Source organism: Fulvivirga ligni (genome assembly GCF_021389935.1).
GTDB lineage: Bacteria > Bacteroidota > Bacteroidia > Cytophagales > Cyclobacteriaceae > Fulvivirga > Fulvivirga ligni.
In genome coordinates, this window is record NZ_CP089979.1 from 3,309,713 (window position 1) to 3,334,220 (window position 24,508).

The 24,508-nt window shown below is 37.1% G+C and carries 26 protein-coding genes and 2 pseudogenes; 23 read left to right on the forward strand and 5 right to left on the reverse strand.

Annotated elements, in window-relative coordinates:
- Nucleotides 1–71 precede the first annotated feature (71 nt).
- From LVD16_RS14100 to LVD16_RS14135, 8 genes are all read left to right on the forward strand, one after another.
- The gene (locus tag LVD16_RS14100; RefSeq protein ID WP_233768906.1) at nt 72–320 is read left to right on the forward strand and encodes a type II toxin-antitoxin system ParD family antitoxin; all 249 of its coding nucleotides are present in this window, start codon (nt 72–74) and stop codon (nt 318–320) included.
- A complete protein-coding gene (locus tag LVD16_RS14105; RefSeq protein WP_233768907.1) occupies nt 313–609 on the forward strand; it encodes a type II toxin-antitoxin system RelE/ParE family toxin in 297 nt (98 codons plus the stop codon). The genes LVD16_RS14100 and LVD16_RS14105 overlap by 8 nt, the downstream gene beginning before the upstream one ends.
- 82 nt (nt 610–691) lie before the next feature.
- Nucleotides 692–1,522 carry a hypothetical protein gene (locus LVD16_RS14110; protein WP_233768908.1) on the forward strand — a complete coding sequence of 277 codons (831 nt, stop codon included), beginning with the start codon at nt 692–694 and terminating at the stop codon, nt 1,520–1,522.
- A gap of 107 nt (nt 1,523–1,629) precedes the next feature.
- Nucleotides 1,630–2,115: a hypothetical protein gene (locus tag LVD16_RS14115; RefSeq protein WP_233768909.1), complete on the forward strand. Its 486-nt coding sequence runs from the start codon at nt 1,630–1,632 to the stop codon at nt 2,113–2,115.
- Nucleotides 2,116–2,419: 304 nt separating this feature from the next.
- Complete coding sequence (locus LVD16_RS14120) at nt 2,420–3,541, forward strand: PAS domain-containing sensor histidine kinase (RefSeq protein ID WP_233768910.1); 1,122 nt, start codon at nt 2,420–2,422, stop codon at nt 3,539–3,541.
- Complete coding sequence (locus tag LVD16_RS14125; protein ID WP_233768911.1) at nt 3,538–3,951, forward strand: response regulator; 414 nt, start codon at nt 3,538–3,540, stop codon at nt 3,949–3,951. The genes LVD16_RS14120 and LVD16_RS14125 overlap by 4 nt, the downstream gene beginning before the upstream one ends.
- A gap of 257 nt (nt 3,952–4,208) precedes the next feature.
- Nucleotides 4,209–5,324: a T9SS type A sorting domain-containing protein gene (locus tag LVD16_RS14130; protein WP_233768912.1), complete on the forward strand. Its 1,116-nt coding sequence runs from the start codon at nt 4,209–4,211 to the stop codon at nt 5,322–5,324.
- 241 nt (nt 5,325–5,565) lie between these two features.
- Nucleotides 5,566–6,162: a DUF6624 domain-containing protein gene (locus tag LVD16_RS14135; RefSeq protein WP_233768913.1), complete on the forward strand. Its 597-nt coding sequence runs from the start codon at nt 5,566–5,568 to the stop codon at nt 6,160–6,162.
- A gap of 299 nt (nt 6,163–6,461) precedes the next feature.
- Here LVD16_RS14135 and LVD16_RS14140 read toward each other — a convergent pair whose 3' ends face one another.
- Complete coding sequence (locus LVD16_RS14140; protein ID WP_306309406.1) at nt 6,462–7,427, reverse strand: hypothetical protein; 966 nt, start codon at nt 7,425–7,427, stop codon at nt 6,462–6,464.
- On the reverse strand, nt 7,409–7,975 hold the full coding sequence (locus LVD16_RS14145; RefSeq protein WP_233768914.1) for a ricin-type beta-trefoil lectin domain protein: 567 nt from the start codon (nt 7,973–7,975) through the stop codon (nt 7,409–7,411). Before LVD16_RS14145 ends, LVD16_RS14140 begins: the two co-directional genes overlap by 19 nt.
- A 528-nt stretch (nt 7,976–8,503) precedes the next feature.
- On the opposite strand from LVD16_RS14145, the gene LVD16_RS14150 reads away from it, so the two are divergent.
- From LVD16_RS14150 to LVD16_RS14175, 6 genes are all read left to right on the forward strand, one after another.
- The gene (locus LVD16_RS14150) at nt 8,504–9,613 is read left to right on the forward strand and encodes a redoxin domain-containing protein (protein WP_233768915.1); all 1,110 of its coding nucleotides are present in this window, start codon (nt 8,504–8,506) and stop codon (nt 9,611–9,613) included.
- A 61-nt stretch (nt 9,614–9,674) separates the two neighbouring features.
- A complete protein-coding gene (locus LVD16_RS14155) occupies nt 9,675–10,250 on the forward strand; it encodes a Crp/Fnr family transcriptional regulator (RefSeq protein ID WP_233768916.1) in 576 nt (191 codons plus the stop codon).
- Between the two features lie 77 nt (nt 10,251–10,327).
- Nucleotides 10,328–10,699: a TIR domain-containing protein gene (locus LVD16_RS14160; RefSeq protein WP_233768917.1), complete on the forward strand. Its 372-nt coding sequence runs from the start codon at nt 10,328–10,330 to the stop codon at nt 10,697–10,699.
- An 84-nt stretch (nt 10,700–10,783) separates the two neighbouring features.
- The gene (locus LVD16_RS14165; protein WP_233768918.1) at nt 10,784–11,506 is read left to right on the forward strand and encodes a hypothetical protein; all 723 of its coding nucleotides are present in this window, start codon (nt 10,784–10,786) and stop codon (nt 11,504–11,506) included.
- A 166-nt stretch (nt 11,507–11,672) separates the two neighbouring features.
- Nucleotides 11,673–11,996: a hypothetical protein gene (locus LVD16_RS14170; protein WP_233768919.1), complete on the forward strand. Its 324-nt coding sequence runs from the start codon at nt 11,673–11,675 to the stop codon at nt 11,994–11,996.
- A gap of 81 nt (nt 11,997–12,077) precedes the next feature.
- On the forward strand, nt 12,078–12,800 hold the full coding sequence (locus LVD16_RS14175) for an energy transducer TonB (RefSeq protein ID WP_233768920.1): 723 nt from the start codon (nt 12,078–12,080) through the stop codon (nt 12,798–12,800).
- A gap of 250 nt (nt 12,801–13,050) precedes the next feature.
- On the opposite strand, the gene LVD16_RS14180 is transcribed toward LVD16_RS14175, so the two are convergent.
- Complete coding sequence (locus tag LVD16_RS14180; protein WP_233768921.1) at nt 13,051–13,257, reverse strand: hypothetical protein; 207 nt, start codon at nt 13,255–13,257, stop codon at nt 13,051–13,053.
- A gap of 47 nt (nt 13,258–13,304) precedes the next feature.
- The gene (locus tag LVD16_RS14185) at nt 13,305–13,547 is read right to left on the reverse strand and encodes a YodC family protein (RefSeq protein ID WP_233768922.1); all 243 of its coding nucleotides are present in this window, start codon (nt 13,545–13,547) and stop codon (nt 13,305–13,307) included.
- Nucleotides 13,548–13,844: 297 nt separating this feature from the next.
- On the opposite strand from LVD16_RS14185, the pseudogene LVD16_RS27880 reads away from it, so the two are divergent.
- Together LVD16_RS27880 and LVD16_RS27885 are read left to right on the forward strand one after the other, a co-directional pair.
- Nucleotides 13,845–13,916: pseudogene (locus tag LVD16_RS27880) on the forward strand (DUF1398 family protein); the annotation flags it as partial.
- 37 nt (nt 13,917–13,953) lie between these two features.
- Nucleotides 13,954–14,187 (forward strand): annotated as a pseudogene (locus tag LVD16_RS27885) (DUF1398 family protein); the annotation flags it as partial.
- A 145-nt stretch (nt 14,188–14,332) separates the two neighbouring features.
- On the opposite strand, the gene LVD16_RS14190 reads toward LVD16_RS27885, so the two are convergent.
- Nucleotides 14,333–16,510: a TonB-dependent receptor gene (locus LVD16_RS14190; protein WP_233768923.1), complete on the reverse strand. Its 2,178-nt coding sequence runs from the start codon at nt 16,508–16,510 to the stop codon at nt 14,333–14,335.
- A 679-nt stretch (nt 16,511–17,189) separates the two neighbouring features.
- Between LVD16_RS14190 and LVD16_RS14195 the strand changes: the two genes are divergently transcribed.
- The 7 genes from LVD16_RS14195 (at nt 17,190) to LVD16_RS14225 (ending at nt 24,409) form a co-directional block, all read left to right on the forward strand.
- Entirely contained in the window at nt 17,190–18,233 is a 1,044-nt protein-coding gene (locus LVD16_RS14195; protein WP_233768924.1) for a TerC/Alx family metal homeostasis membrane protein, read from the forward strand.
- Between the two features lie 519 nt (nt 18,234–18,752).
- Complete coding sequence (locus tag LVD16_RS14200) at nt 18,753–19,490, forward strand: helix-turn-helix domain-containing protein (protein WP_233768925.1); 738 nt, start codon at nt 18,753–18,755, stop codon at nt 19,488–19,490.
- 126 nt (nt 19,491–19,616) lie between these two features.
- The gene (locus tag LVD16_RS14205; RefSeq protein ID WP_233768926.1) at nt 19,617–20,555 is read left to right on the forward strand and encodes an NAD(P)-dependent alcohol dehydrogenase; all 939 of its coding nucleotides are present in this window, start codon (nt 19,617–19,619) and stop codon (nt 20,553–20,555) included.
- Nucleotides 20,556–20,637: 82 nt separating this feature from the next.
- Entirely contained in the window at nt 20,638–21,414 is a 777-nt protein-coding gene (locus tag LVD16_RS14210; RefSeq protein WP_233768927.1) for a pirin family protein, read from the forward strand.
- A 61-nt stretch (nt 21,415–21,475) separates the two neighbouring features.
- Nucleotides 21,476–22,246, forward strand: coding sequence for an SDR family oxidoreductase (locus LVD16_RS14215; RefSeq protein WP_233768928.1), 771 nt, complete (start codon nt 21,476–21,478; stop codon nt 22,244–22,246).
- A gap of 103 nt (nt 22,247–22,349) precedes the next feature.
- The gene (locus LVD16_RS14220) at nt 22,350–23,249 is read left to right on the forward strand and encodes an NmrA family NAD(P)-binding protein (RefSeq protein WP_233768929.1); all 900 of its coding nucleotides are present in this window, start codon (nt 22,350–22,352) and stop codon (nt 23,247–23,249) included.
- Nucleotides 23,250–23,326: 77 nt separating this feature from the next.
- Nucleotides 23,327–24,409 carry an alkene reductase gene (locus LVD16_RS14225; protein WP_233768930.1) on the forward strand — a complete coding sequence of 361 codons (1,083 nt, stop codon included), beginning with the start codon at nt 23,327–23,329 and terminating at the stop codon, nt 24,407–24,409.
- The last annotated feature ends 99 nt before the right edge of the window (nt 24,410–24,508 follow it).

The following is a 24,508-nucleotide window of genomic DNA, read 5'->3' on the forward strand; positions in this document are numbered from 1 at the left end:
TAATGGTTGACGGCTGGCTCCTCAGAAGCAAGTTTTTTGTAATATATACCAATATTTGGTACTTTTAAGATATGAGCAAGAACACATCTATTTCACTAGGGGACTATTTCGATAATTTTGTAAAACATAGCATTTCAGAAGGTCGATTCAAGAATGCAAGCGAAGTTGTTCGAGCTGGATTAAGACTCTTGGAAGAAGAGGAGAGCAAAGTTCTTTCGCTAAAAAAGGCCATTCAAGACGGAGTCGACAGTGGAATTGCAGAAGATTTTGAACCTTCAAACCATTTGCAGCAGCTGAAGGCATCAAGAACTAATGAGTAAGTATCGGTTAACTAACCTTGCAGTTCAGGATTTGTCAGACATTTGGAACTACACATATGATCGATGGTCTGAACGGCAGGCGGATTACTATTATGAACAACTCACTAGCACCTTTGAATCCATTGCAGCGAACCAGCTACAAGGAAGAAATTACGAGGGAATAAGGAGTGATTTATTTGGAATTAAGGTGAATCGACATATTGTATTTTTTCGTATAATTTCGGCTGAACTTATTGAGATAACTAGAATTCTACATGAACGAATGGACTTGAAGAATCGACTGAAATAAATTCACAAGAGATTATGTTTCAGGGTTTTGGTGAGTTCAGTCTGTGGGTGTCTCTTATGAGTAAAGAATAGAAAAGTTTTCAATGGGTATATTTAGTAGAACACAGCGCCAGCACTATTTTCTAGCGTTACAAAAAATAACTGATCAGCGATCTGCATCCGAGTTTGATAGTTTAGATCTCGTTCTCCAAGCTGTGGAATTAATGGAGAAATTGACTGAAAAAAAAGCAAATCATTTCAGTTTAAATTATTCTAGTAAAGGGTATAAGACCATTAAGGGATTTAAATCTCTGTTTCAAAAATATGAAGAAGTAGTATATTGCTACGTAGGTTTTAGCTCAAAAGAGACGAATACATGTTTTATGGTGAGCAACCCCTTACTTAACTATCTAAAAAATGCCAAAAGACCAGATTACTCGGCTATAGAAATTTCCTTCCAGATAGATCAAAGTCTAATTACCATTGATGAAATGCAAACTCTTGCTGAAGAACTGTTAAAAACATTTTCTTTTGAATATGGCTACATTCATAAATTTCCAAGTAATAGGTTTCATGGAGAAAAAAAACTGATGAGAGGACTTTTCTCTTCCTCCCTTGCCATTACCGAGATGGATCATCTTTGGACTAATCATCAAATTGGAATTAAAGATGGATATATCAAAAAGCTGTATTTGGTCAACTACATAAACCATAGCCAAAAATCTAACCCTTCGATTTCGGAGCTGATCCAAAATTATGGTCGGAGCAGTTATATTTCGGATAAAATTAGCAAGTGGGAAGTGACCAGTGAGGAACTTCAGGAGTTGATGAGTTCAGACAAATTGCTAGATTCATGTATCGTAACTGAAGATTTTCGGTTCCTGAAAAATCCCATAGCCACTCAACTTAAAGCTAAAATGACGGTTGATCAATAAGTTGCTGACAATTAAAATAAATAGGCTTACAACACTTATTGTTAAGTCTTTCTACATTATTATGGGAAACTCTTTAGATTGAGGTTTAAAAGAATAGCTAGTATCAAATGAAGGTAACTTTAAGCGACGTTATTGGAAAATCACTTGTTGATATAAGGTATAAGTACGTTTCATCAAATGAATATGGCATGCAAGAGTTTCATTCATATCTTAAGCTTAATGATGGAAATATAATTCAATTTCCAAAGTATGATGGCGATGTAATTTCAGACTATGAAGGTATCAATAATTCATACTTTTATCCTGATTTTGATGAACAGGATAGATTAACCAATGAAGTTGAAGATAGGATCCTGGGTAATAAGATAGAGGATTTTTTCTTTTGTTATTTTGATGGCGAAGTGGATGATGACAAATGCTCGTACATTAAGCTTGAAAATGGCATATTCATTACGGAAATAAATTACGGACCTCAAGGTGTTCCTGTCGATTTATTCCTTTTTGTTGAGCATCAATTTAAAGAAAGAGTAGTAAGATTAAATGAACGAGTTAAATCTTATTCAATAGAAATTAAGACATTTTCGGATCATTAGTTAGCTAAACAAGAACTTAATAAACATAACCGGTTCATCTAAATCTTGATGGTAGCATTGATCAGTAGTTGAATTTTATCCTTTATCTCCTTTACATATCCCCAGCGCATTATTTAGACTTCTCCCGTTAGCGCCATTGAAATTTTAAGTGCTTCTAATTAGTAAAAGCCAAAACGCATTCACTATGAGATTTTCATGAAAATGGTTAGACTGAATTAGATAATTTAAATAAATGAAATTATTGCGGCTAGGCCTGAAAGGCGTTGTCTCAGGGTGAGATATATTGGCAAAGAAGTGCTTATCAATGGATAGAAAAGATGCCCAAAAGCTGAAATTGAAACTAAAGGAGCGTTATCCTAAAATTTTTCATAACGCTCATATTCCTATTGTAGTTACTGACGAAAATGGTTGCGTGGTAGATTTCAATGAGGCCGCCCATAAGCAAACAGACTATACAGCAGAAGAATATGCTAAAATGAATATGAGTCAAATTGATGTGACCCGAAATTCGCCTGAAGAAATCCAGAGTATTGTGAGTCAAATTCAGACCAATGGTTATGCTATTTTTGAAGCACTACATAGAACTAAAACTGGTAAAATTTTAAATATCATTGTGAATGCCTCCTTACTTGAAATGGATGGTAAGAAATACAATTTGGCGGTTTTTAATGATATCACTCATCACAAAAAAGAAGAGCACAGATTATTAGCAGAGTTGGCAGTTAAGCAGGAGAGATTAGAAGAGTTAAATGGCCGACTTAGTAATTTTGCTTATATCGCATCTCATGATCTACAGGAACCGTTGCGGACCATTACCAGTTACATCGGAGTCATTCTTAAAAATGTTGACGACAGCGTAAGTGAAAAGGTCATAAAATATCTTCAAGTTATCAATAAGTCAGCTGATAGGATGAAGGTACTTATCACTGCCTTATTGGAGTTTTCGAGATTAGGCCTTAATAAAGCTATGGTTGAAGTGAATGCTCAAGAGGTAGTAGAGGCCGTTATTAATGATTTGTACCTGTCGATTGAGTCAACCGATGCTACCATTGAGGTGGATGATTTGCCTAAAATAACTGCCAACGCTACGGAAATGCGGCAACTTTTTCAAAACCTCCTGGTCAATGCTATCAAGTTTCGTAAGGCGTCTATAGCGCCTAAAATCCAGATAGGTTATAAAGAGTTGGAAGGCTATCATCAATTTGTGGTATCTGATAACGGAATAGGCATGGCATCTAAGAATATAAATCGAATATTCAATATATTTCAAAAGCTACTCCTGGAGGAAGAGTATTCCGGATATGGAATAGGACTGGCCAATAGCCGAAAAATAGTTGAAGTACATGGTGGGAAAATCTGGGTAGAAACGGAATTCGGTAAAGGAAGTAATTTTTATTTTACAATAGCTAAGCATATAGGGTCATGAAAAGAAAACTTAACTGTATAATGCTCATTGATGACAATGCATATGATAATGAGCTACACGAGATGGAAATAGAAGAAACGGGTAAGGTGGAGAAAATCATTACTTATCGTTCAGCGGAAAAGGCTTTAGACTATCTTAAGAACAACCTAGACAAGCCTGATAATACACCACAACTGATATTATTAGATATTAACATGCCCGGAATGAACGGCTGGGACTTTTTAGAGGAATATGAGCAGCTGAACCTCGAAACAATAGTTGTGGTAATGCTAACCACCTCGATTAACCAGGACGATCAAAACAAAGCCAATAGCATAGAATCCATCAGAGATTATCTAAACAAGCCCTTAACAACTTACAACTTTATAAACCTGCTAAAAAAACACATGCCCGAGGTGTTAGATGTATAAGTGGTGAGGGTGTTTTCAATGTTAGTAGTCTGCGACTACTAACTCATTAAGAAATCAATCAAGCATTCATTCCTATCCTTAGCGATCGTAGAATAGATTAATGTTTTACTGAAAAGTATACTGATAGTCAATAAGTTAGTGCTCTGTTGATAGAGCCCGATATTCATTTTTAATACTAAATTAGTTAGATTGACGCTGTATAAGAAATAGGGGGGAGTTATGTCCCTTATACCGAGGATATTAGTAAAAAAAGAATTATGAACAGTAAAAATAAATTATACATTAATACTCTATTTACATTGTTCTTTCTTTTTGTTAGCTCAGTGTTGCTTGCTCAACCCAACTGGCCAGCAATTAAATCAAATGCGTTATTTAATGTATATGACACCAACTATTACGCTCCGGAAATACAGCCGGTAAATGTAGGGGGATGGGAAGATGGACTATACATGACGCGAGATGGTAAACATATGTTTAGCACTTATTTGCCCATTGATCTTTTTTCATGGGTGGGAGATTTTGATCCATGTATAGATTTTGATCCCTATTATAGAGGTCCACTATTAGGTATAGATACAGTAACCAACCCATATGGTTGTGGCAATTATATTCATAGTGATATCATTATGAGTAATAGAACTGATACTTCAGTGCCCTTTACTCACTGGCAACCAACCAATTTAATCCATTCCTATACCTTTGATGGAGGTGCATGTGGGGTTTTGCTCAATTCCGATACTTTTGATGTATTTATCTTCACTAGTGATTTAGGTGAAGGTAATGGTGTTGATCTGATGTTTTCAAGAAATGTGCATTGGTGGATGTATTTCTGTGCAAATAATGCGGGTGGCTTACATAGCATTTATAAGTCAAGACAAATGATACCAGGCGATTGGGATAGCTGGGGTGCTAAGGAATTGGTTATAGAACCAGCTGATCTGATAGGAACAGATGGTTTTATTTATGGCGTAGGAGAGCCTACCTTAACCGAATGGGGAGATATTTCTTTTGTAGCCATTTATGGCAACCATTTGCTAGCTGATACTACAGATGTATTCGACTGTGATCCGTGGATATTGAAAAGAAAAACTCCAGTAATAACCTCAGTAAATTATTTGAATACCGAGAAACAAGATATCGCTATATATCCGAATCCGGTTGAAACCATTTTAAATATTGAAATCCCTGATGATTTAGTCGGTGGAGAAATTCATATTTATGACATGTTGGGTAATCAAACCGGTGCTTATCTAAAATGTACTAATATTAAAATGAAGGTTGACGTAATGGATTTACCTCATGGGACGTATTTTTTGAGATTTCAAAAACAAAATACTGTACTGGTGGAAAAGTTGATTGTAGAATCCGAGTAATCAAATTTGTAGCCCACTCAATCTGCTTAATGATTTTATAGGAAAGAATCCGGGTATATACCTCAATCATTTATCGTTGCATGGCATTCATATATATATGATTTCCCCAGTTCTATTGCTTGATGAAAATGCTGGAGTCAGATGATGTAATTTTAATGGTAAAATATATAAATTGTAACTTGAATAAAATGTGATCATTCAAAATATTGATTATCACTATAATTTATCAAGACAAAAAGACATGAAAAAAACTAAAGTGTTCTTAACCATTTTTATAGCTCTAATATTAGCAGTGTCTGTATTCTTATTTATAAATAGAGACAAATTTGCGTACGTGGGTTCAGTAGACTATGTAGAAGTGGACTGCAATAAGAGGAGTGAAATATTAAGTGAGATCTATCTCAGTGACCAAAAAATTAGGAAAGAGAATAATTTAATTAAGTATGCCAAGGAAGACCACAGAAATCAGGAATTAGTGATAAGCATTCTTGAAAAATGCGGGATGCCAACTTTGAATGAAGTAACGCAGGAACAAATGAATGCTATCTGGTTAGGGTTGCAACATAATACGGAGAATAAATACAGAATAAAATATTTCCCACTTATTGAAAAGGCTGTGAAAAATGGGGATTTGAGTAAGCAGCAATATGCACTTATGAAGGATAGAATGCTGATGGAGGAGGGTAAACCACAGATATATGGCAGTCAAATTAAGAATGGTGAGTTGTATGAATTAGAATCGCCTGAAACTGTTAACCAAAGAAGAGAAGAGATGGGGCTAGAACCCTTAGAAGACTATTTGAAATACATGGGTATATCCTATGATACCGAGAAGTAAGAACTTTGATGAAAGGATAGGTGTGATGTTTACAGGCGCACGTTAGCTAAAGGGGATAAGTCATAATAATTGACAATTCAGCATGAGCCTTCATCATGGGAGATTTAAGTATCAGACAGGCGATCTGCCTGTATGATACTTTAGCGCCACCCTATCACCAATTTACCCATCCTGCCAACATTACATTTGTGCTTCTAGCCTTTTACCTCTCTGGATGAGGCTACAGAACACCACACCAGACATTAAGCATTTTTCAGTGGTAGGATTTTGTGCGATAAATGAAACTCTATTTGTAAATATTATTCCTTTATTACTCGTTTAATGTCTTGATGTAATTCTCCATCTTTATCTATGAAAGATGTCTTTAAGATATATATGCCTTTAGGAAGACCATCTCCTTTGATAGAAAACTTAGTTTTCCCCTCATTTGATAGGAATTCGCTCACCTGCTGCTTTTTATCTCCGTATGTGTCGTATAAAGTTGCTTCTATTTGAGCGGAAACGGGAGCATTTACCTCCAGCTCCAGTTGACTGGTAAACGGATTTTTCGATGTTATTTCCACAGTTAGTGCCTTATCCATCAGGGGATTGTTGGTTGAAGAGATGATAAGTGGGCTGCTTGATACCCTCGCTGCGCTTTGTGCAGGGAAACCCACGACACTATTGAATTGCGTTTCACCTCCCACTTCCCATTCGGATAATATTTTATTGTCCATACTAACCAATTGGTAATGATCCACTAGTTGATATTCTGCTAAAACAGAAGGTATGTCCACATTAGTTGACCGAGTAATCGTAACAGTGATTAAATTAGTCTCGGTCACACTATTTACCTGTTTACGACTTAAATTAAAGTCTTTACTGAAAATTTGAGAAACACGAGCACCTATATTTCCTTGTCCAATTCCTCCCTCAAAAGACACCTCATTTTCCGCGGTGAATCCAATGGATAAGGATGATGAGAGTTCCTCGAGCTGAAAAGTCTCAATGCCATATGTCTGTTCGAGCGTATAGCTAATGTCAAGTCCCGGATCCACACGCTGAGGTTGGCCCCCCACCATCCTCCAATATTGGCTACGTACTACTTTGTAGTATGGACTGATGTTCAGTTGATCCTCAACGGTCTTAAGACCGGGATCTCTAACTACGAAAAATGGGAGTATGGTTTCACCTACTACCTGTTCATTGCATATAATACATTGATCTTCTGCCTCAAGGCTTGTAGGTGCGGGAGGCTGAGGTATGGCTACATTAATCTGTGGAATATATTTTTAAAGTTATTTGGAAATGTGTCCTTCTGAATCAATGCAAAATCCTGCTGTTTAGTACTGTTAAGATCACTGAATATAACGTTTTTATTGGAGAGCCGTGTTAGGGCCAAACTACGGTCAAGCGGACTTTGAATTCTTACCTTACCATTAGGCAATTCTGTAAATTGGAATGTCTGGTTTGCTTCTCCGGTAAACTCGAAGCGAGATGCTAAATTGCCATTGGTAAATATATCAGCGACAAGTCCTTTGTGTATTTCAACAAGAGTAAACTCCTCACTATCTGGAGAAGATGGCATAATGAGCCAATGCTGCCTGTCATTTTTATTTGAATAAGTTCCTTCAAAAATATTGAACCTATTGTCATCTGACCGGTCTTTAGATCTGGTCAAAGCATGGGTTGTATCGCTTGATGTAATCTGATAGAAGTGCTGGTAGAATGGACTCAAGTCTTCCGTAGCTGGATTATTTTGCGCGATTGAAGTGGTTGTCATACTCCATATGAACATACCGAAGATACAGGCTTTTCTTTTAAAGTATTTCATCGTTTTTCTGAGATTAAATTGAACATTTTTTAATGTTAATTTCTCACAAAATGGCATCTGGTATGTACCACAAAACCGCCTATTGTTACTACATTTCCGACATAGATTGCTAATTCTGAGGGTATCCTGATACATTCCCGACATATAAAAAACAAGAAAATTTCTCTGTCTGGCAGATATGAAAAGGGGATAGGATAAAATACTCTAACTATGAAATTCAGATTGTAATTAAGCCTTACAAAAAGGGACATGGTAAGCATATGAGTTTTGGAGGAAAATAGATATCTGGTGCCGCCATTCTCCGTATGGAATATAATCTACCTCATCACTGTGTCAAGTAGTACAAACCAATCCTGCCGAATATTAAAGTGCAGTACCAATGGTGTTAGATGAAAAGTGAGCCTTATAATTAATATTTGACTATTTTTATATAATAAATTGTATATAAAATATAATGTAAATTGTATTTTGTGGTTATATTAGTTACTGTAGTTATAATTTTATTAGTCAAATACCAGGGTCAAAATAATGAAGTGTAATTATCTTTTTCTCTTCTCACTCTTATTATTAGTCGTTTTTGCTTGTGAAACAAAGCCTGACGATGAGGTTTTTACCCTTGAGGCCACACTTACTGACATTCCAGATAGTACATTATTTTACTTAAGAGACGAGGCAGGTATTACCATGGATAGCGCTTATGTTACCAATGGAAAAATCTTGCTTGAAAGCAATCATATTGCAAAAAGACCTGAGAAGTTAATGCTTTTAAGTCTATCTCCTGAGTTTATTTATTCTTACTTATTGGTGGTAAATGAGCATGTTACCTTTAAGGCTGATAAAAGTGATTTTCCCTGGAATGTTGATATGATAGGCTCACGGTCTCAGGACGAGGCTGAAAAGTTTAATAAAATTGAATATCACCGGCAGCAGTTAAGCAAAAATCTAAAAACCAGGTATGGTTCAGATGATCAACTGCTCAGTGAAAAATTGAGTGACTTATCAGATTCTTTGGATACTGAAATTGTGAAACTGCTAAAGGATAATTTCAATTCGTATGCTGCACTAAATATCTTCAAATACCATAAACTTTCATTTTCCGCTCAAGAATTGAGTAGTCTTTATTCACAACTGGACGATGAACTCAAAGAAACTAAAATGGCAAAAGCAGTCAAACTGCAAAGTGCATTTCCCAAACCCGAGGTAGGTGCCCAATATTATGACTACAGTGCTATCAATCAAGATGGAGATACCTTGTCACTTTCAGATATCCAAAACAAATATACGCTCCTCCATTTTTCATCCTATGCCTGTTTCGGAAGCCAATTATCTTTACCGGAATTGAAAGAGCTTCATGGCAATTACCTGGATGATTTGGAAATCATATCCATTTCTACTGATCTTGACAGGGAATCATGGGAAAACCACGTGAAGCGCGATTCAGTTACCTGGAATTATCTATGGGATGGAAAAGGTGATTATAATGACGCATATGTCAAGTACTGGCAATATGGCACCCCAACCTATGTTTTAATTTCTCCTGAAAAAGTAATTCTTGAAGAATGGAGTGGTTACGGAGAGGGGCTTATCAGGGAAAATGTTACAAAACATTTAAAATCATCACCGATTGCTGAAAAGTAAAAACACAATTATTCTATAATTTCCTTAATTTAAGATGCAACTATAGAACGTTACCATCACCTTGAATACCGATCAGATTTTTTCTAATATTTCTAAGCATATCACGCTTGCCGAAAAGGAAAAACAACATTTTAAAGGCTTATTGAGTGAAGAAATCATTCAGAGAAATGAATTCATACTTCAGCAAGGTGAGGCTTGTAATCATATTTATTTTGTTAATGAAGGTTCGCTCAGGGCATTTTATCTCAATGCTAATGGCAAGGATTCAACCATCATGTTTGCTATAGAAGATTGGTGGATCACGGATATGTCATGCTTTCTCAATGAATTACCTGCTGTTATGAACATACAAGCTATAGCGCCTAGCCATGTATTAAAACTTTCTAAAGCTAATCTGGACTTGCTCTACCAGGAAGTGCCGGAATTCAACAAATTTTTTAGAATACTCATGCAAAATGCTTACTGCCGAGAGCAGCAGAGAATGATACAAAACCTTTCATTACCGGCTAAAGGTCGCTATGAAAGCTTTTTGAGAAAGTATCCAAAAGTAGCGAAGATGGTCACTTTGAAGCAAATTGCCTCATATCTGGGTGTCACGCCTGAATTTCTTAGCACCATTAGAGGTTCTAAGAATTAATTTCGGCTTTAGTCAATTTCTTAATCTACCTTATTTTTTCAGAAGCTTAGAATAAGATTCTTTGTTAAAAAAAAGATATGCTTATACTAATTGCCGGACCTTATACAAGTGGTACAAATGATGATCCCGCTTTAATCAAGAAAAACCTCGAAAATCTGGAAGCTATGGCTCTGCCTATATTTAGGAAGGGGCATGTGCCCATGATAGGAGAGTGGGTGGCTTTGCCTTTACTCCATTTGGCAGGATCTAAAAAACCTGGTGATGATGTATGGAATGAAATTCAATATCCTGTAGCACATCGGTTATTAGAGAAATGTGATGCGGTGCTGAGGATTTCTGGTGAATCTAAAGGGGCTGATCAAGATGTGGAAATAGCCAGGAAGAGAGGGTTAAAGGTTTATTATGATATCAATGAAATTCCCTTGGCCGATAGTGAGTATAGTGCTTAATATACTTTGACGTTTCAAATTATAAGATGAAACACTGTTGAAATGCTATAAATATAGATTTGGTTCAAAATCTCAATTTATAGTATGAACCAACTACTTCAATCTCTAACTCAACCACTCAGACTAGTAACCTATAGTTATGTGGTACTCTTGCTTTTTACCGGATGTAAAGATTCTAACAATGAAGAGCCTAATCAGGATGATAACGAATTTGAAAGTCTGAATAATTTGCAATCGGATACCAAATTCACTGAATTGATCTCTTTATGGTTGTCTTATTCAGATCAGGTAACGGATAATGTTACAGTTTATCAACTATTAGAAAAACAGGATGCATTAACGGAACGAGAGCAGTTAGAACTTGCCCATGCTCTGGGTTTTGACTCTGTGGCGGCTATGTATGAAGCGGAACAAGAATTATGGGATCTCTGGATTGAGGTGGTGGCCAGATTTGGCCTTCTTGATCAAGATGACGAAGCGGTCAGTCTTATATTTGTCAATGCCATTAAAGGGCTTTTAAGTGAAAATAACTCTCAGGGAAGAGCGTATGATGATGAAAGGGAAAAATTTTGTCAAGAGCAATTATATAATTGCACCAACCGTGCTTTCAGGCGTCATTTGGATGCCACCGGGGCAAGATGTAAGTTTTGTATGCCATTAAATTATCCAAGGATCTGCGTCTATTGCGATCCAGCGTTTTTAGGGTATTCACATGATTTGATGATTACTTCCCTGCTAGGATGCCGATTTCAATATGATTGTTGTATAATAGGCTATGATTCGAATGAATGCCAGCTTATGTCCTAACAGGTCAACTTAACATCTATTATCTTTTCACTGCCGTCAAAAGGTAGGTCCTGGAGGCATTTGCTAGAGCTTTATTGTAAAATAGGTTAGATTAATATCCAGAATTAAGGTAGTTAAGAAGTGTGTCCTTGATAAGGGCTATTCGCCATCAATAAACTCAAAGAATATGATATTAAGAATTTGGCACGGGTACACAACAAAAGCAAATGCAGACGTTTATGAAGATCTTTTAAGGAATGAAATTTTTCCGGAGATCGAGAGCAAAAAGATTCATGGATATAAAAGAATGCAACTATTTCGGAGAGAATTGAACAGCGAAGTTGAATTCATCACCGTCATGTGGTTTGAAAAACTTGAATCAGTCATAAACTTCGTAGGGGAGGATTATGAAGCCGTTTATGTACCTGAAAAGGCAAGAAAGGTTTTAGCAAGGTTCGACCAAAAGTCTGTACATTGTGAGTTAAGAGAGGTTATCGATTATAATTTTTAAACGAGATTGGATGCTTTTTTTCAAGCAATCATTTATTAGAATAGTTGATGTTATAAGTATTTGATAGGCTTTTCATGATTGATGATTACCAGGCTCTGTGACTTATCTTACGTTGAGGATTATGAGATAAAAAAGGACATGTCAGACATCAAAAATATCAAACTCAGCTTTAGCTGTCCTATGACTAGAGGATCAATGGAGAAAACATCTAAAGGATACCATTGCTCCAGCTGTTCAAAACAGGTTGTGGATTTCACTAACAAATCTCAGACTGAATTTTTGAATACTCTCAAAGCATCTAATTCAAATGTATGTGGGATATTTAAATCCTCGCAGCTCAACAAAACTTTTGTAAAATCTGCCGCTGCAACTACCATTGTGGGAGCTTCTTTTGTTTTAAGCGCGTGCGGACAACACATATCAAAGGCAGATTCTGTGGAACAAGCATGTGAAATTATGGAAGATATTGTCGTTGGTGAAGTGGTAGATGATAATTCAGGTGCATCCTCCTATTATAATCCTGAGCCCATTGGAGGAATATCAAAATTCTATGAGGCTTTAATGGCGAATGTCAATTATCCTAATTCATTAAAAATTAATGGGAAAGTTTTTATAAGCGTTACCGTTGATACGCTCGGCAGAGTATCTTCAGTTGAAGTCATAAAAGGATACAATGATATTGCAGATGAAGAAGCAGTTCGTGCCTTTAAGGCCACTAACTATCCATTTAAACCAGCGAATAAGGACGGCAAGCCAATCGAGTCTCAAATGATAATTCCAATTAACTTTAAAAGGGATGAATAAAACAGGTAAAGCAAAAGCAATTCGCTTTTCCACCCTTCAAAATCATACGTCTATCAAATAGGTCCCTTGCCTTACTCTTTATAAATTATTCTATTTTTCGCTTCATTTAGAAGGCGATTAGGAATAAGAATGTTCGATTAATTAAAATTTAAAATATCCATGTGGAGAATTACTTAAGCATCAATAGGACATAAAAGACCTCCGAACATAAAGTCAGGAGGTCCTAAGGATTAAGTAGAATAAAGGAAATTTATCGTTTATATTGAACCTGATTGACCAAAGGCCGTAATTTTTTGGCTAATGCCTGATGATTATTGATCCAATGATCCAGATTCTCAGCCTCATTGGTATGTAAAAGTTTTTTTGCTTTTTTATATTCCTTGGTTAACAAGTCATCATTAAAGCTTACTTTTTCTAAAATTTCCATGTAATAATCTAAAAAACTCTTTTTAGTCATAACTGTCATATTAAGATAATACATTATCATATGCTATAAGCCATCCTTTAAAATCTTTTAGGATGATTACTATAAGTTAATTTAGGTTTATAAACCCTATTCAAACTACCCTGGTGATAGGTGCGAGCCTGACGTACACCGTGTCGATCATACCATGCACATTCTAATAAGTAATTGCTATCTTGTAGAGGGCCTTTCAGAGAACCCAGATGGCAATATTTAATTACTTTCATGATTGGGCCACCACTTTTCAATTGTACCCAATCTCCTGGTTTAAATAGTCTTACCATATTGAATTTGAGTTAATGAAAATGATTAAAAATAAGGTTTTCTACACAAAAATGAAACTTTGTTTGTAATAATATCAAAATTTTCCCAGCAAGGCCAATGCCAAAGGCACCCATTAGACACCTTAGCGAATTCGGCCTGCAAATTTGACATAGATTTCAATACAAGACCCATTTAAAAAGGGTGCCTCTGCCATTATTTCGGTGAAGGTTGATGCTCTACATGAGCATACAAGCAACACCCTAAGGTTCAAAAGTTTTTTGTAGGGATGAAATACAGGCAGCTCACAACAATTAAAATCAGGTGCCGACTTTCCTGCTTACATCAGAGAGATCAAGGAATTAGGTGTTACTCATTATGAATCTATTTAAGAGACGGGCATATTGACTACATGACGGAAGCGATTATACAGCAACTGTTCCCGCAAAGTATGCGTCATTAGTAATCGCTGACAACCAAAAAAAGGAAGAATTCAAAGCGGAATTACTGGCTCAGCAACACCGAAAAAAAGACTTTCTTACTTTCATTAAAATGTGTGCAGAGACCGGATTTGAGAAATGGGAAATTTGTATGGACAAAATGACCTGCACGTATCTTAATAAAGAAGGATATGAAGTCTTGGTTGAAAAAATACTACTATAAAGACTGCCTACAACATAGTCTTCCAAAGTGACTTTTAAGTTATATTGGCTCTCGAAATTTCATCATTTTGAATAGAAATACATTCCGAGAGCCTCAATTTGACGTTCAATGATCAAGTAACTGCTTTATAGAATGTTCTTTATTATTAAAGTTTTACCTTAATACCCCCGTTTACAACAAAACCATCTACCGGTGCATAAATGTCCCTAAAAGAGGGGTTATCAATACTTCCTGTGTAAATAGTGTCAAAAGCTGTTTGGCGTGTATCCAGAAAGTTCTCAAAGTTTAGGAATACTGAAATATGCTCACCTATCGTTTTTTCGCTCATTAAACCTACTATCCAATAAGATTGGCCCGTTTCATCATCACTTAACCTTTGCGGGCTGTAGTAATACGCCTCTAACCCAACCCAAAAATTTTCTTCTTTTTCATACATTAAAACATTATTGAGCCTATGCTTGGCTACCAGTGGAGCCTGTTTCTTGTCATTGTTTGAGTGTACGTTCACATTGGCATAGGTATAACCAATGAAAAGCTTAAAGTCATTATAGGCCAGTCTGATATTGACTTCGGTTCCTTTAGTGTCAATATATCCATTAGACTGTGAAAAAGTGTAAAACTCAGTATTGGTAGTTTGTAGTTGTATGGGATCATTGATCCTGGTGTAAAAGAACAGCACATTGGTACTGAGATCTAACTCAGGCGTGATCGATGTTTTATAATTGATGTCAAGATTGCTTCCTGCCGAGCGCTCTGCCTCTAACAGATCCTTGTCTATAGGTAATACATTTTTAAACTGAATACGCTCAGTCTCTTCTGAGAATATAGTGGGTGTTTTATATCCTAAGCCTACACCTATGCGCATAGTAAGATTGGGTTTAGGAGAGTACATTACTGAGATTCTGGGTAAAGGAAAAAAGCCATAATCCGTTTGATAGTCGGCTCTAAGACCGGTCTCAATGGCTAGCTGACGTAGTGGGTTCCAGGTGTTTTGAGCGAAGAGGCCCCAAGTTGTGTAAGTATAATCCAAAGGTTCGTTTGTGGCTGCATCATTTTGCGTGAACTTATCTGTCCATAAATTAGCACCTAACACCAATTCTGATTCCTCTTGCCAGTTATTGTAGCTGACTTCACTGAATGAGCTGAATTGCGTGCCTGTGAAGTTATAGGTTGGAACGTTTATGGTTCTGTCATAGTAATTTAGGCTATTCTTTATCTTCAACTGGCTGGTTGAGGTGAATTTATGCTGGAAATTGAGCTGTGAGGATACCCTATCAGTCAGGTTTTCTTCAAAATATGCTTCCTGCGAGCGATCACCTTCTACATAATCCATATTGCCCCCAAGGCGATCTTCAGTAATGTAATTGAGGGCAAGATGAAGCTCAGTATCATCATTTAGATATAAAAACAGCTTGGGATTAAAAGTAAATCGATCAAACTTGGGTATGGCTGTTAAACCAATATCTGCGGGATCATAAGGAGTTCCTTTGTTATAAGATGAGAAAATGGTGGTTCCAATCTTCTTGTTTTTTTTAGCATAAAAGCCACTTACATCCAAACCTAAAGCTGAGGTGCCATTAACCATGAAGCTCAATTCTCTTTCATCTGATGGTGTTTTTGAGATGAGGTTAACAAGCCCGGCTATAGCTCCGCCACCATATAGCGTAGAGCTAGATCCTTTTATTACTTCCACCTGCTTTAAGTCTAGCGGAGCTATCTGCATAAGACTAAGCCCCCCGGAAAAACCTGAATAAAGAGGCATGCCATCTCGCAACAGCTGTGTGTACTTACCATCCAATCCTTGTATTCTGATACTGGAATTGTAGCTGGTGGCAGAGGTCTGTTGGGTCTGTATACCTGTACTTTCATTGAGCAGCATACGTATGTCTCCAGGCTTCATATTGCCTTTCTCAGACAGCTCTTCGCCAGCTATGAATTCTACTCGGGTAGGAATATCTTCTATTGTTCGGCTGGAGCGGGTTGATGTAATAGTTATTTCCTCCATCTCATGAGCTGACTCAGCAAGTTCAATAGAAAAGTAGTTTAATGAGTCACTAAGAGGAAAAGTAAGGGTGATAATAGAGGTTTTATAGCCTACATAGCTGGTGCGGATAGTTTGCTCACCATTGGGGATATCCGTAAATACTACTTCTCCACGTGGGCTAGTAGTTGCTCCTTTTTCAAGTTCCAGAAAGTAAACAGTAGCTCCAATTAGTGGCTCATTGGTTTCATGATCTTTAATAACTGCCTTGAAGGTGTTTTGGGCATAACAACTGGTGCCATATATGGTACATGCTATTGATAAAAATATAATATAGCGCATATTTTAGTTTAAATTTTGAATAATAGATAAATACTGGCATGTTAATCGACGCCAGTTTTAAAAAGAGTGGGAGGGATATTAGATCAAACTTGGAGGCCTTCCTGGAGGTGAGGTTGAGACAGTGTATCTATTTAAAGAATATATAGTTTGATGCTTAATTTCATCTTTATAAACCTCTGCAAATGTGAAAACCTCATGCTGCAGGGTGAAACCGGTACAAGAGCCACAGGATAAAAATGGAGAACAAGCTGATTTACAGGCATCAGCGTGATGTGAACTCTCGGTTTCATTAGGGGAGTGGTCAGATTCATTCTCATCATGGCAGCACGGCACTGCAGATAAGAATAGCACTAGAATAATCATTATAAAACTTATGAGTCTCACGGTGTAAATATAACATCGAGTAATTTGATTCCTACAGTTATTGTTATTTATTCATGAGGTAGTAAGTCTCCTCTGTTGATGCTCGACTGCAACTACGAACCTTCAAATGATCTGATATCGGACAGCGCCATTAGTACTCGTTTATAAATTACTGATAGAGGTAGCATTTGATGCTCTATGAAAGTATTACGAATAGGCCCTTCAAGACACTAAAATCCAATAAAAATATACTTGATCATTCCTATATTATAATTCTTACTAATTGCTACATTCATCCCAAATTTGAAATAAAAGAATGAAGAATGAAGTGATTTTTTTTGCGGTATTTATTACTGTCATATTATTTATAATACTCCTTGATCTACTGCTACTGAGCCGGAAATCTGTTGTGATGAGTACAAAAGAAGCGTTATCATGGAGTTTGGTTTGGATCGGGTTAGCATTAGGTTTCGCTTTATTTTTACGTTTACATGCTGAGTTGATTCATGGCATTGAAAATATGGAAGACTTAAAGAAGGTAGCATCCAAGTTTGCTCCTTTCCTGGTTCTGAATTCAGATAACTATCAAGAAAGCATTGAGTTATATCGCATCAATACTTCAACCAATTTTCTTTCGGGTTATTTAATAGAAAAATCGTTATCAGTAGATAATCTTTTTGTAATAATGACCATTCTTGCGTCATTCTCAGTGAGAAAGAGTGCTTATAAATCAGTTTTATTCTGGGGTATAATCGGAGCCATTGTCATGCGCTGTATTTTCATTTTTGCAGGTGCAGCTTTAATAGAGAAATTTGAATGGTCGTTATATATTTTCGGAGTATATCTACTTTACATGGGTTTTAAAATGTACTTGGATAGAAATAAGGAGGAGGCTATCCAAACTGATAAGCACCCAGTACTAAAATTTATATCAAAATACGCCAATGTGTTTCCCAGGTATGTAGGAAATAATTTTGTTTTAAGAATTGATAAGGTGTTTTATATCACCCCACTCTTTATAGTTCTGGTCATAATCGAATTCACAGATTTAATTTTTGCAATGGATTCAATACCGGCCATTTTTGCTGTTACAAGAGATCCATATATTGTGTTTTTCTCAAACATATTTGCCATTCTAGGTCTCAGAACATTATTTTTCCTATTAATAAATATTATAGATAAGTTTCATTTAATAAAAGTGGGGGTAAGTATACTTTTAGTATATGTTGGCTTAAAATTGATTCTACACGAATGGTTGTTATCGATCGGTTTTAAACCTGTATACTCTTTGTATTTTATTTTAACGATTTTGGTCTCAACAATTATATTATCGCTAGTCTTTCCCAAAAAACAAGAATGAGCATAGTATGAAATTTACTTGTTGATTTATAAGTCTTTAGTTGCTGTAAGTAAATACGATTTCAAAAAATGAATAAGAAAGTTATAAGAGCAAACTTTTTAGTAATAACGATAATACTGGTTGTTATAATTTGGGCAGTATCAGGTCTGATAATATATCTGTTAGCCGACAATTGGGTGGATAGAGAAACAATGGGGGATATGTTTGGTGCTGTGAACGCTTTGTTTTCAGGACTGGCATTGGCAGCTCTTTTATATAATCTGTTGCCGCCATGCTCGGTATGTAGGTATTATTGCCATCGCTTTTGTACATAGGCTTGCCTATCAGTTAAATTAGACTTTTAAAGTCGCGCAAAATGCTGATATTCATTTTTAATATTAAATTAAGTTAGATTGACCCAGTAATAAAATAAGGGAATGTTAATTTCAATTATTCAGACGTTACTAGCAAAGCGACACCCTTATCAGGCCTATGTCGTAGAATAATTATATCTAAGTATCCTCTATATTGGCATTCGATATGATTAAACAATTATCAACTCCCTTTATGCTGGCTCTAAAGGCACGTAATCTCACGGTAGAGATCCATCATCATTCTGCCTATCAAATGGTGTTATCAAATGATGCGCCATTTACTTCTACCATTAATGGCAAGCTATGTGAACAAATACACGGTTTCATCATCAAACCGCAGGTAAAACACCATTGTGTTGCAGAAAAAGGAACCTTAAATGTGGTGAATGTTGAACCTTATTCTACTGTTGGATTAGAGCTAGCAAGCAGGCTTCAGTCTAATCAGGATTTCTTGGTCTTCAACTCGCCATCCGAAACCAGTTCTTTCTTTCATTTAGAAAAAGAAACCTTTAATATATACACTATCATCAATGCACTCCTATCCAAAATACCTACTTTGGATTACGATGAAAGGGTTTCCCAAATCATTGAATACATTCATGCCAACTATGCAAACCAGGGCATCACACCCCAAACATTTGCCGAGATTGTTTTTCTTTCCCCTTCCAGATTAGCAGCTCTGTTTAAAGAACAGACTGGGAGCAGTCTATCCAAATATTTGTTGTGGACAAGGCTACGACATGCAATACTTCTAACCCTTTCAGATAAAGAAAGAAATTTAACCGATATTGCTTACGCCACTGGATTCTACGATCAATCCCAATTCAACAAGTACATGTATGAGATGTTTGGTATGCCTCCCAAAGCATTAAAACTGAACAGTGATTTGATACAGATATATTAATCCTTTTGAGAATCAATTAATTACAAACTACACATCAGCGTCTCGGTCATGTCAATACAGTGATTTGATACAATTTTGAGGGCTTGCTAAATATCAACTTTGTACTATCAATTTAAAAATAGTACAATGAAAGCAATAGCATATCAAAAGTTTGGCAATACAGAGGTGTTACAAACAGTAGAAGAAACCAAACCTTCTATACAATCGAATCAAGTATTAATAAAGGTGAAGGCCGTTTCTATCAACCCTATGGATTGGAAAATCAGAAAGGGTGAAATGAAACTGATGTCTGGCTCCAAATTCCCCAAACACACAGGTGTTGATTTTTCAGGGATCATTGAAGATCCGGGAACATCTCACTTTAAAAAAGGCGATGCAGTTTTTGGTGTAGTCAAAAACAACATGAAAGAAGGTGCTTTAGCCGAGTATGTGGCGGTTTCATCCTCTTTAGTCTGGAAAAAGCCGGTACAGCTGAGTTTTTCAGAAGCCTCATCTATTCCTATTGTGGGGATTGCTGCAGTTACAGCCTTACAAAAAATGGGTGAAATCAACCCACAAACCAAAATTCTTGTCAATGGTGCGACAGGTGGTTTTGGGATGTTTTTACTTCAACTATTAAAACAGCAAGCTGCTAATGTTACGGCCGTTACCAGTACCAAAGGCTTGGAGTATGCGCAAAAATGGGGGGCCAGTAGGGTAATAGACTACACCAAAGTAAATGTGCTTACACAAGCTACCATTTATGATATCATCATTGATCTATCCGGTAAGATGGGTTATGCCAATGCCAAACGAATAATGAAGCCCAAATCATTATTCTTAAACCCTGTACCACAACCCATCGATATCCCTGTCTCACTGATCAAAAACCTATTTAGAGGTAAAAAACACGTAGTGGTTCTATCCAGTCCATCCTCAAAAATCATGGACGTACTCCTTTCAGCAATCGAAAATGGCTTGCAAATAGAAGTGAATAAAGTGTTTCCCTTTGAGCAAACAGTGGAAGCCTACCAATATGCTGAAAAGGGCGGTTTTGTTGGCAAGTTAGCCATTGAAATCAGCTAATTGCTCTCACAGAACGGTGATTTGACACAAGTTTTCAGCCTTGCGGCAAACCACCTTTACGTCACAATTAAAATCAAAGAAAATGATAACGAAGATTGATAATTCCATAAAATATGGAAAGCAACAAGGTGGATTTGGGATACAGATTTTGTACCCCGGTCTGATCCGCCCCCAGTTAAAAGATACGGGGTTTGCCACCATAGGCAGAATAGATCAGGCCATCATTACCCCCGGCACATTGATACCCATGCACCCACATCAGAATGATGAAATACTTACCTACCTGCGAAGTGGAAAAGTAAAGCACCTTGACTCAGAAGGTTTCACAGACATCATTTCTAATCAGAAACTCATGATGATGAATGCTGGTGCACGCTTTTATCATGAAGAGAAAACCTTGATAGAAGGAGGCACACTGGAAGGCTTGCAAATATTCATCAGGCCGGAAACGGGTGGATTAAAACCCATGGTTCAATTTCATGACCTACAAGAAATCTACAGTATCAATCAGTGGCGGAAAATTGCTGGTAAAAGTGATGACTATCCGCTGCAAATCAGAAGCAATACCTGGCTGATGGATGCACGTCTGGAGCAAGGCAATGAAATCGAACTACCGAATGACAATTCCTATAACATCGCTTCCTTATTCTATCTACTGAAGGGTAAAATACAGGTAAATGAAGATACGATTATCACATCAGGGGAAAGTGTTTTGGTTGAAAATGAAAGTCCGGTTTTCAAGGCTTTACAGACAAGCGATATCGTACTCTTCACCACACAAACGGACGCTACTTGCTTTGAAGAAGGGATGTACAGTGGTAATCAAAAACAATTAATAAATCAAAGGTCAGTGATCTGATACAAGTTTGGCAGCAATGCTGAAAGCACCTTTGTATAATAAATTTTAAAACAAGAAGAAAATGAAATCAGCATTTATTACAGGAGCCAACAAAGGAATTGGCTTTGAAATCGCAAAACAATTATTACAAAAGGGATTCTATGTTTATATCGGAGCCCGAGACAAAAGCAAGGGTCAGGAAGCAGTAGAAAAACTGAAAGCTGAAGGATTAGTCAACACCAAGGCAGTTCAGATTGATGTCACCGATAAACAATCAGTAATGCATGCCAGAAGCGAACTTGGCAAGCAGATAACTACTCTGGACATCCTAATCAATAATGCAGGAATAAGCGGAGTTAAAGTAGACAATGAAGGAAATTTTATTGCCGAATCATTGACAGCTGAGAGAGCAACCATCGACACCTTTAAGGAAGTCTACGAAACAAATGTTTATGGCGTTGTGCGCGTTACGCAAGCATTTCTGGATTTACTAAAGAAGTCTTCAGAACCGAGAATCGTGATGGTGAGCTCTTCAGTGGGGTCACTCACACAGCAAAGCAATCCTCAATGGCCAATGTATGATTCAGCAAAATATGCTGTATATGCCTCATCCAAATCAGCTATGAACATGTATACTGTCCACCTGGCTTATGAACTTCGCGACACTCCATTCAGAATCAATATGGTCGACCCGGGTTATACCAAAACCGATTTCAATTACAACATGGGGTTTACCGCTGTAGAAACTGCTGCTGAACGCATCGCTAAATACGCCTTAATCGGACCTGACGGACCAACTGGGAAATTCTTCAGCGAAGAAAACAATCCCGAAACTGGTGAAATTCCCTGGTAATATCCAATCAAATTGTATCACTGAGAACAGTGATTTGATACAAGTCTTTGGTTGACTTAAATACCACCTTTCGATAGTAAGTAAAAATATAAAATATTAACAGATGAAAAAAATAGTAATCCTCGGAGCCACTGGAACCGTGGGAAGTAAAATTTCTGAAATTCTATTAAATGAAGGAAATCAAGTTACCGTGATGGCAAGACATACAGATAGGTTACAAAAATTTAAAAGTATGGGTGCAGAGGTAATTAGTGGTGATGTCACTGATGTAAAAACCCTTACCAATGCTTTCAAAAATGCAGATAGTGCTTTCCTTATTTTGCCTGATAACCCAAAAGCAGAAAACACCAGGGCGTATCAACGTCAGGTAACGAGTAACTACATTCAGGCCATCGAGAAATCAGGCATCAAATACATCGTCAACATGAGTAGTCTGGGTTCTCATATGCACGAAGGTAACGGCATGATGGGTGGCACCGGAGAGCAGGAAGTGCGATTGAATCAATTGGAAAATGTAAACGTACTGCACATCCGCTCTGCCTATTTCATGGAAAACTGGCTAAGAATCATTGGTTTGGTCAAAGCGAAGGGAATTGCAGGTACAGCAGCTGATGGAGATACGGCTATTCCCATGGTGGCCACTCAGGATGTAGCCAAAATTGCGGCAGGTCATCTGGCAAAACTGGACTTTACGGGCAAAAGTGTACATGCAGTAATGGGCCCAAGAGACTATACATACCGAGAGTTTACGGGCATTATCGGTCAAGCCATTGGTAAACCAGAGTTACCCTATGTGCAAATTCCGGAAGAACAAGCCAAACAGATCTTTTTAGGCAATGGTTTGTCAGAAGACTTTGTAGATAACCTAATAGGAATGGCAGTGGCCATTAAGGATGGAATATTTAATTACCAAAAAAGAGATGAGTCCACAACCACAGGTACCACAGCAGAGCAATTTGTGAATGAAGTCTATCTCCCAATATTTAATCAGCAACAAGCTTAGTGATTTGATACAAGTTTAAGGCGATCCATTAGATCAACTTTACATCATTATTAATTCAAAAGGAAAATCAATTTGAAATGAAACTATTAGAGCAAACACAGTTAGGAAATCTAACGCTAAAAAATAAAATGGCTATGTCTGCCATGACCAGAAGCCGTGCAGATATGAACGGTGTAGTAGGTGATATGACCGTCCAATACTATACCCAAAGAGTGAGTGCAGGCTTGATCTTTACGGAAGCTATCAGAATAAGTGAGGAAGCTACAGGTAGTCCACTCACACCTGGTATTTATACTAACGAGCAGATCGAGGCATGGAAAAAAGTGACCAATTCAGTGCATAATAACGGAGGTAAGATCATTGCCCAACTATGGCATACCGGTCGTGTCGGGCATTCTATTGATAGAAATGGAAAGTTACCATTGGCTCCTTCTGCAGTAGGCATTAAAGGAATGCAACACTTTACCTCACAAGGCTTAAAAGATTATGAAACGCCTCAGGAAATCACGGTTGCCGAAATAAAACAAACCGTAAAAGATTACGGACAAGCAGCCAAAAATGCAATGGAAGCCGGATTTGACGGTGTAGAACTGCATGCGGCAAATGGATATTTACCCAATCAGTTCCTGGCAGAGAGTGCCAACCAAAGAACCGATGAGTATGGTGGAAGTTTTGAAAACAAGGCAAGGTTCGTTTTAGAAATCATGCAGGAATTAATCGCTGCAGTAGGGAGTGATAAAGTGGGAATTAAAATTTCTGCCTATCACCCTTATGGTGACATCTTTTATGACGATCCGGTTGGAACATACAACTATCTCATTGACGAACTCAATAAACTGGATTTTGCTTTTGTCGAACTAATGAAAAAAAATCCATTCTTCCCTCCTCCAGCGCAATATCCAACAGCGGATGAAGTAGAAATGTATGGTAGCAGAATAAACAAACCAGCGATCGCAAACACGGGATACAACAAAGATTCAGCCGAAGCGGAAATAGAGAAAGGCATCGCTCAAATGGTTTCATTTGGAACCCTATTCTTAGCCAATCCCGATTTGCCAAAGCGCTTTGAACTGGATGCAGAATTAAATGAGCCAGACAGAGCTACAATGTTCGGTGGTGGTGAACAGGGATATATTGATTACCCATTCTTAAGTAAATAAATATTCTAAACAATTGTAAAAATATTATAAATACTGTAGAGATGCTGATGGTACTTCAACTTACTTACGCGGAAACAAGTGCCCAGATTCATACTCTAT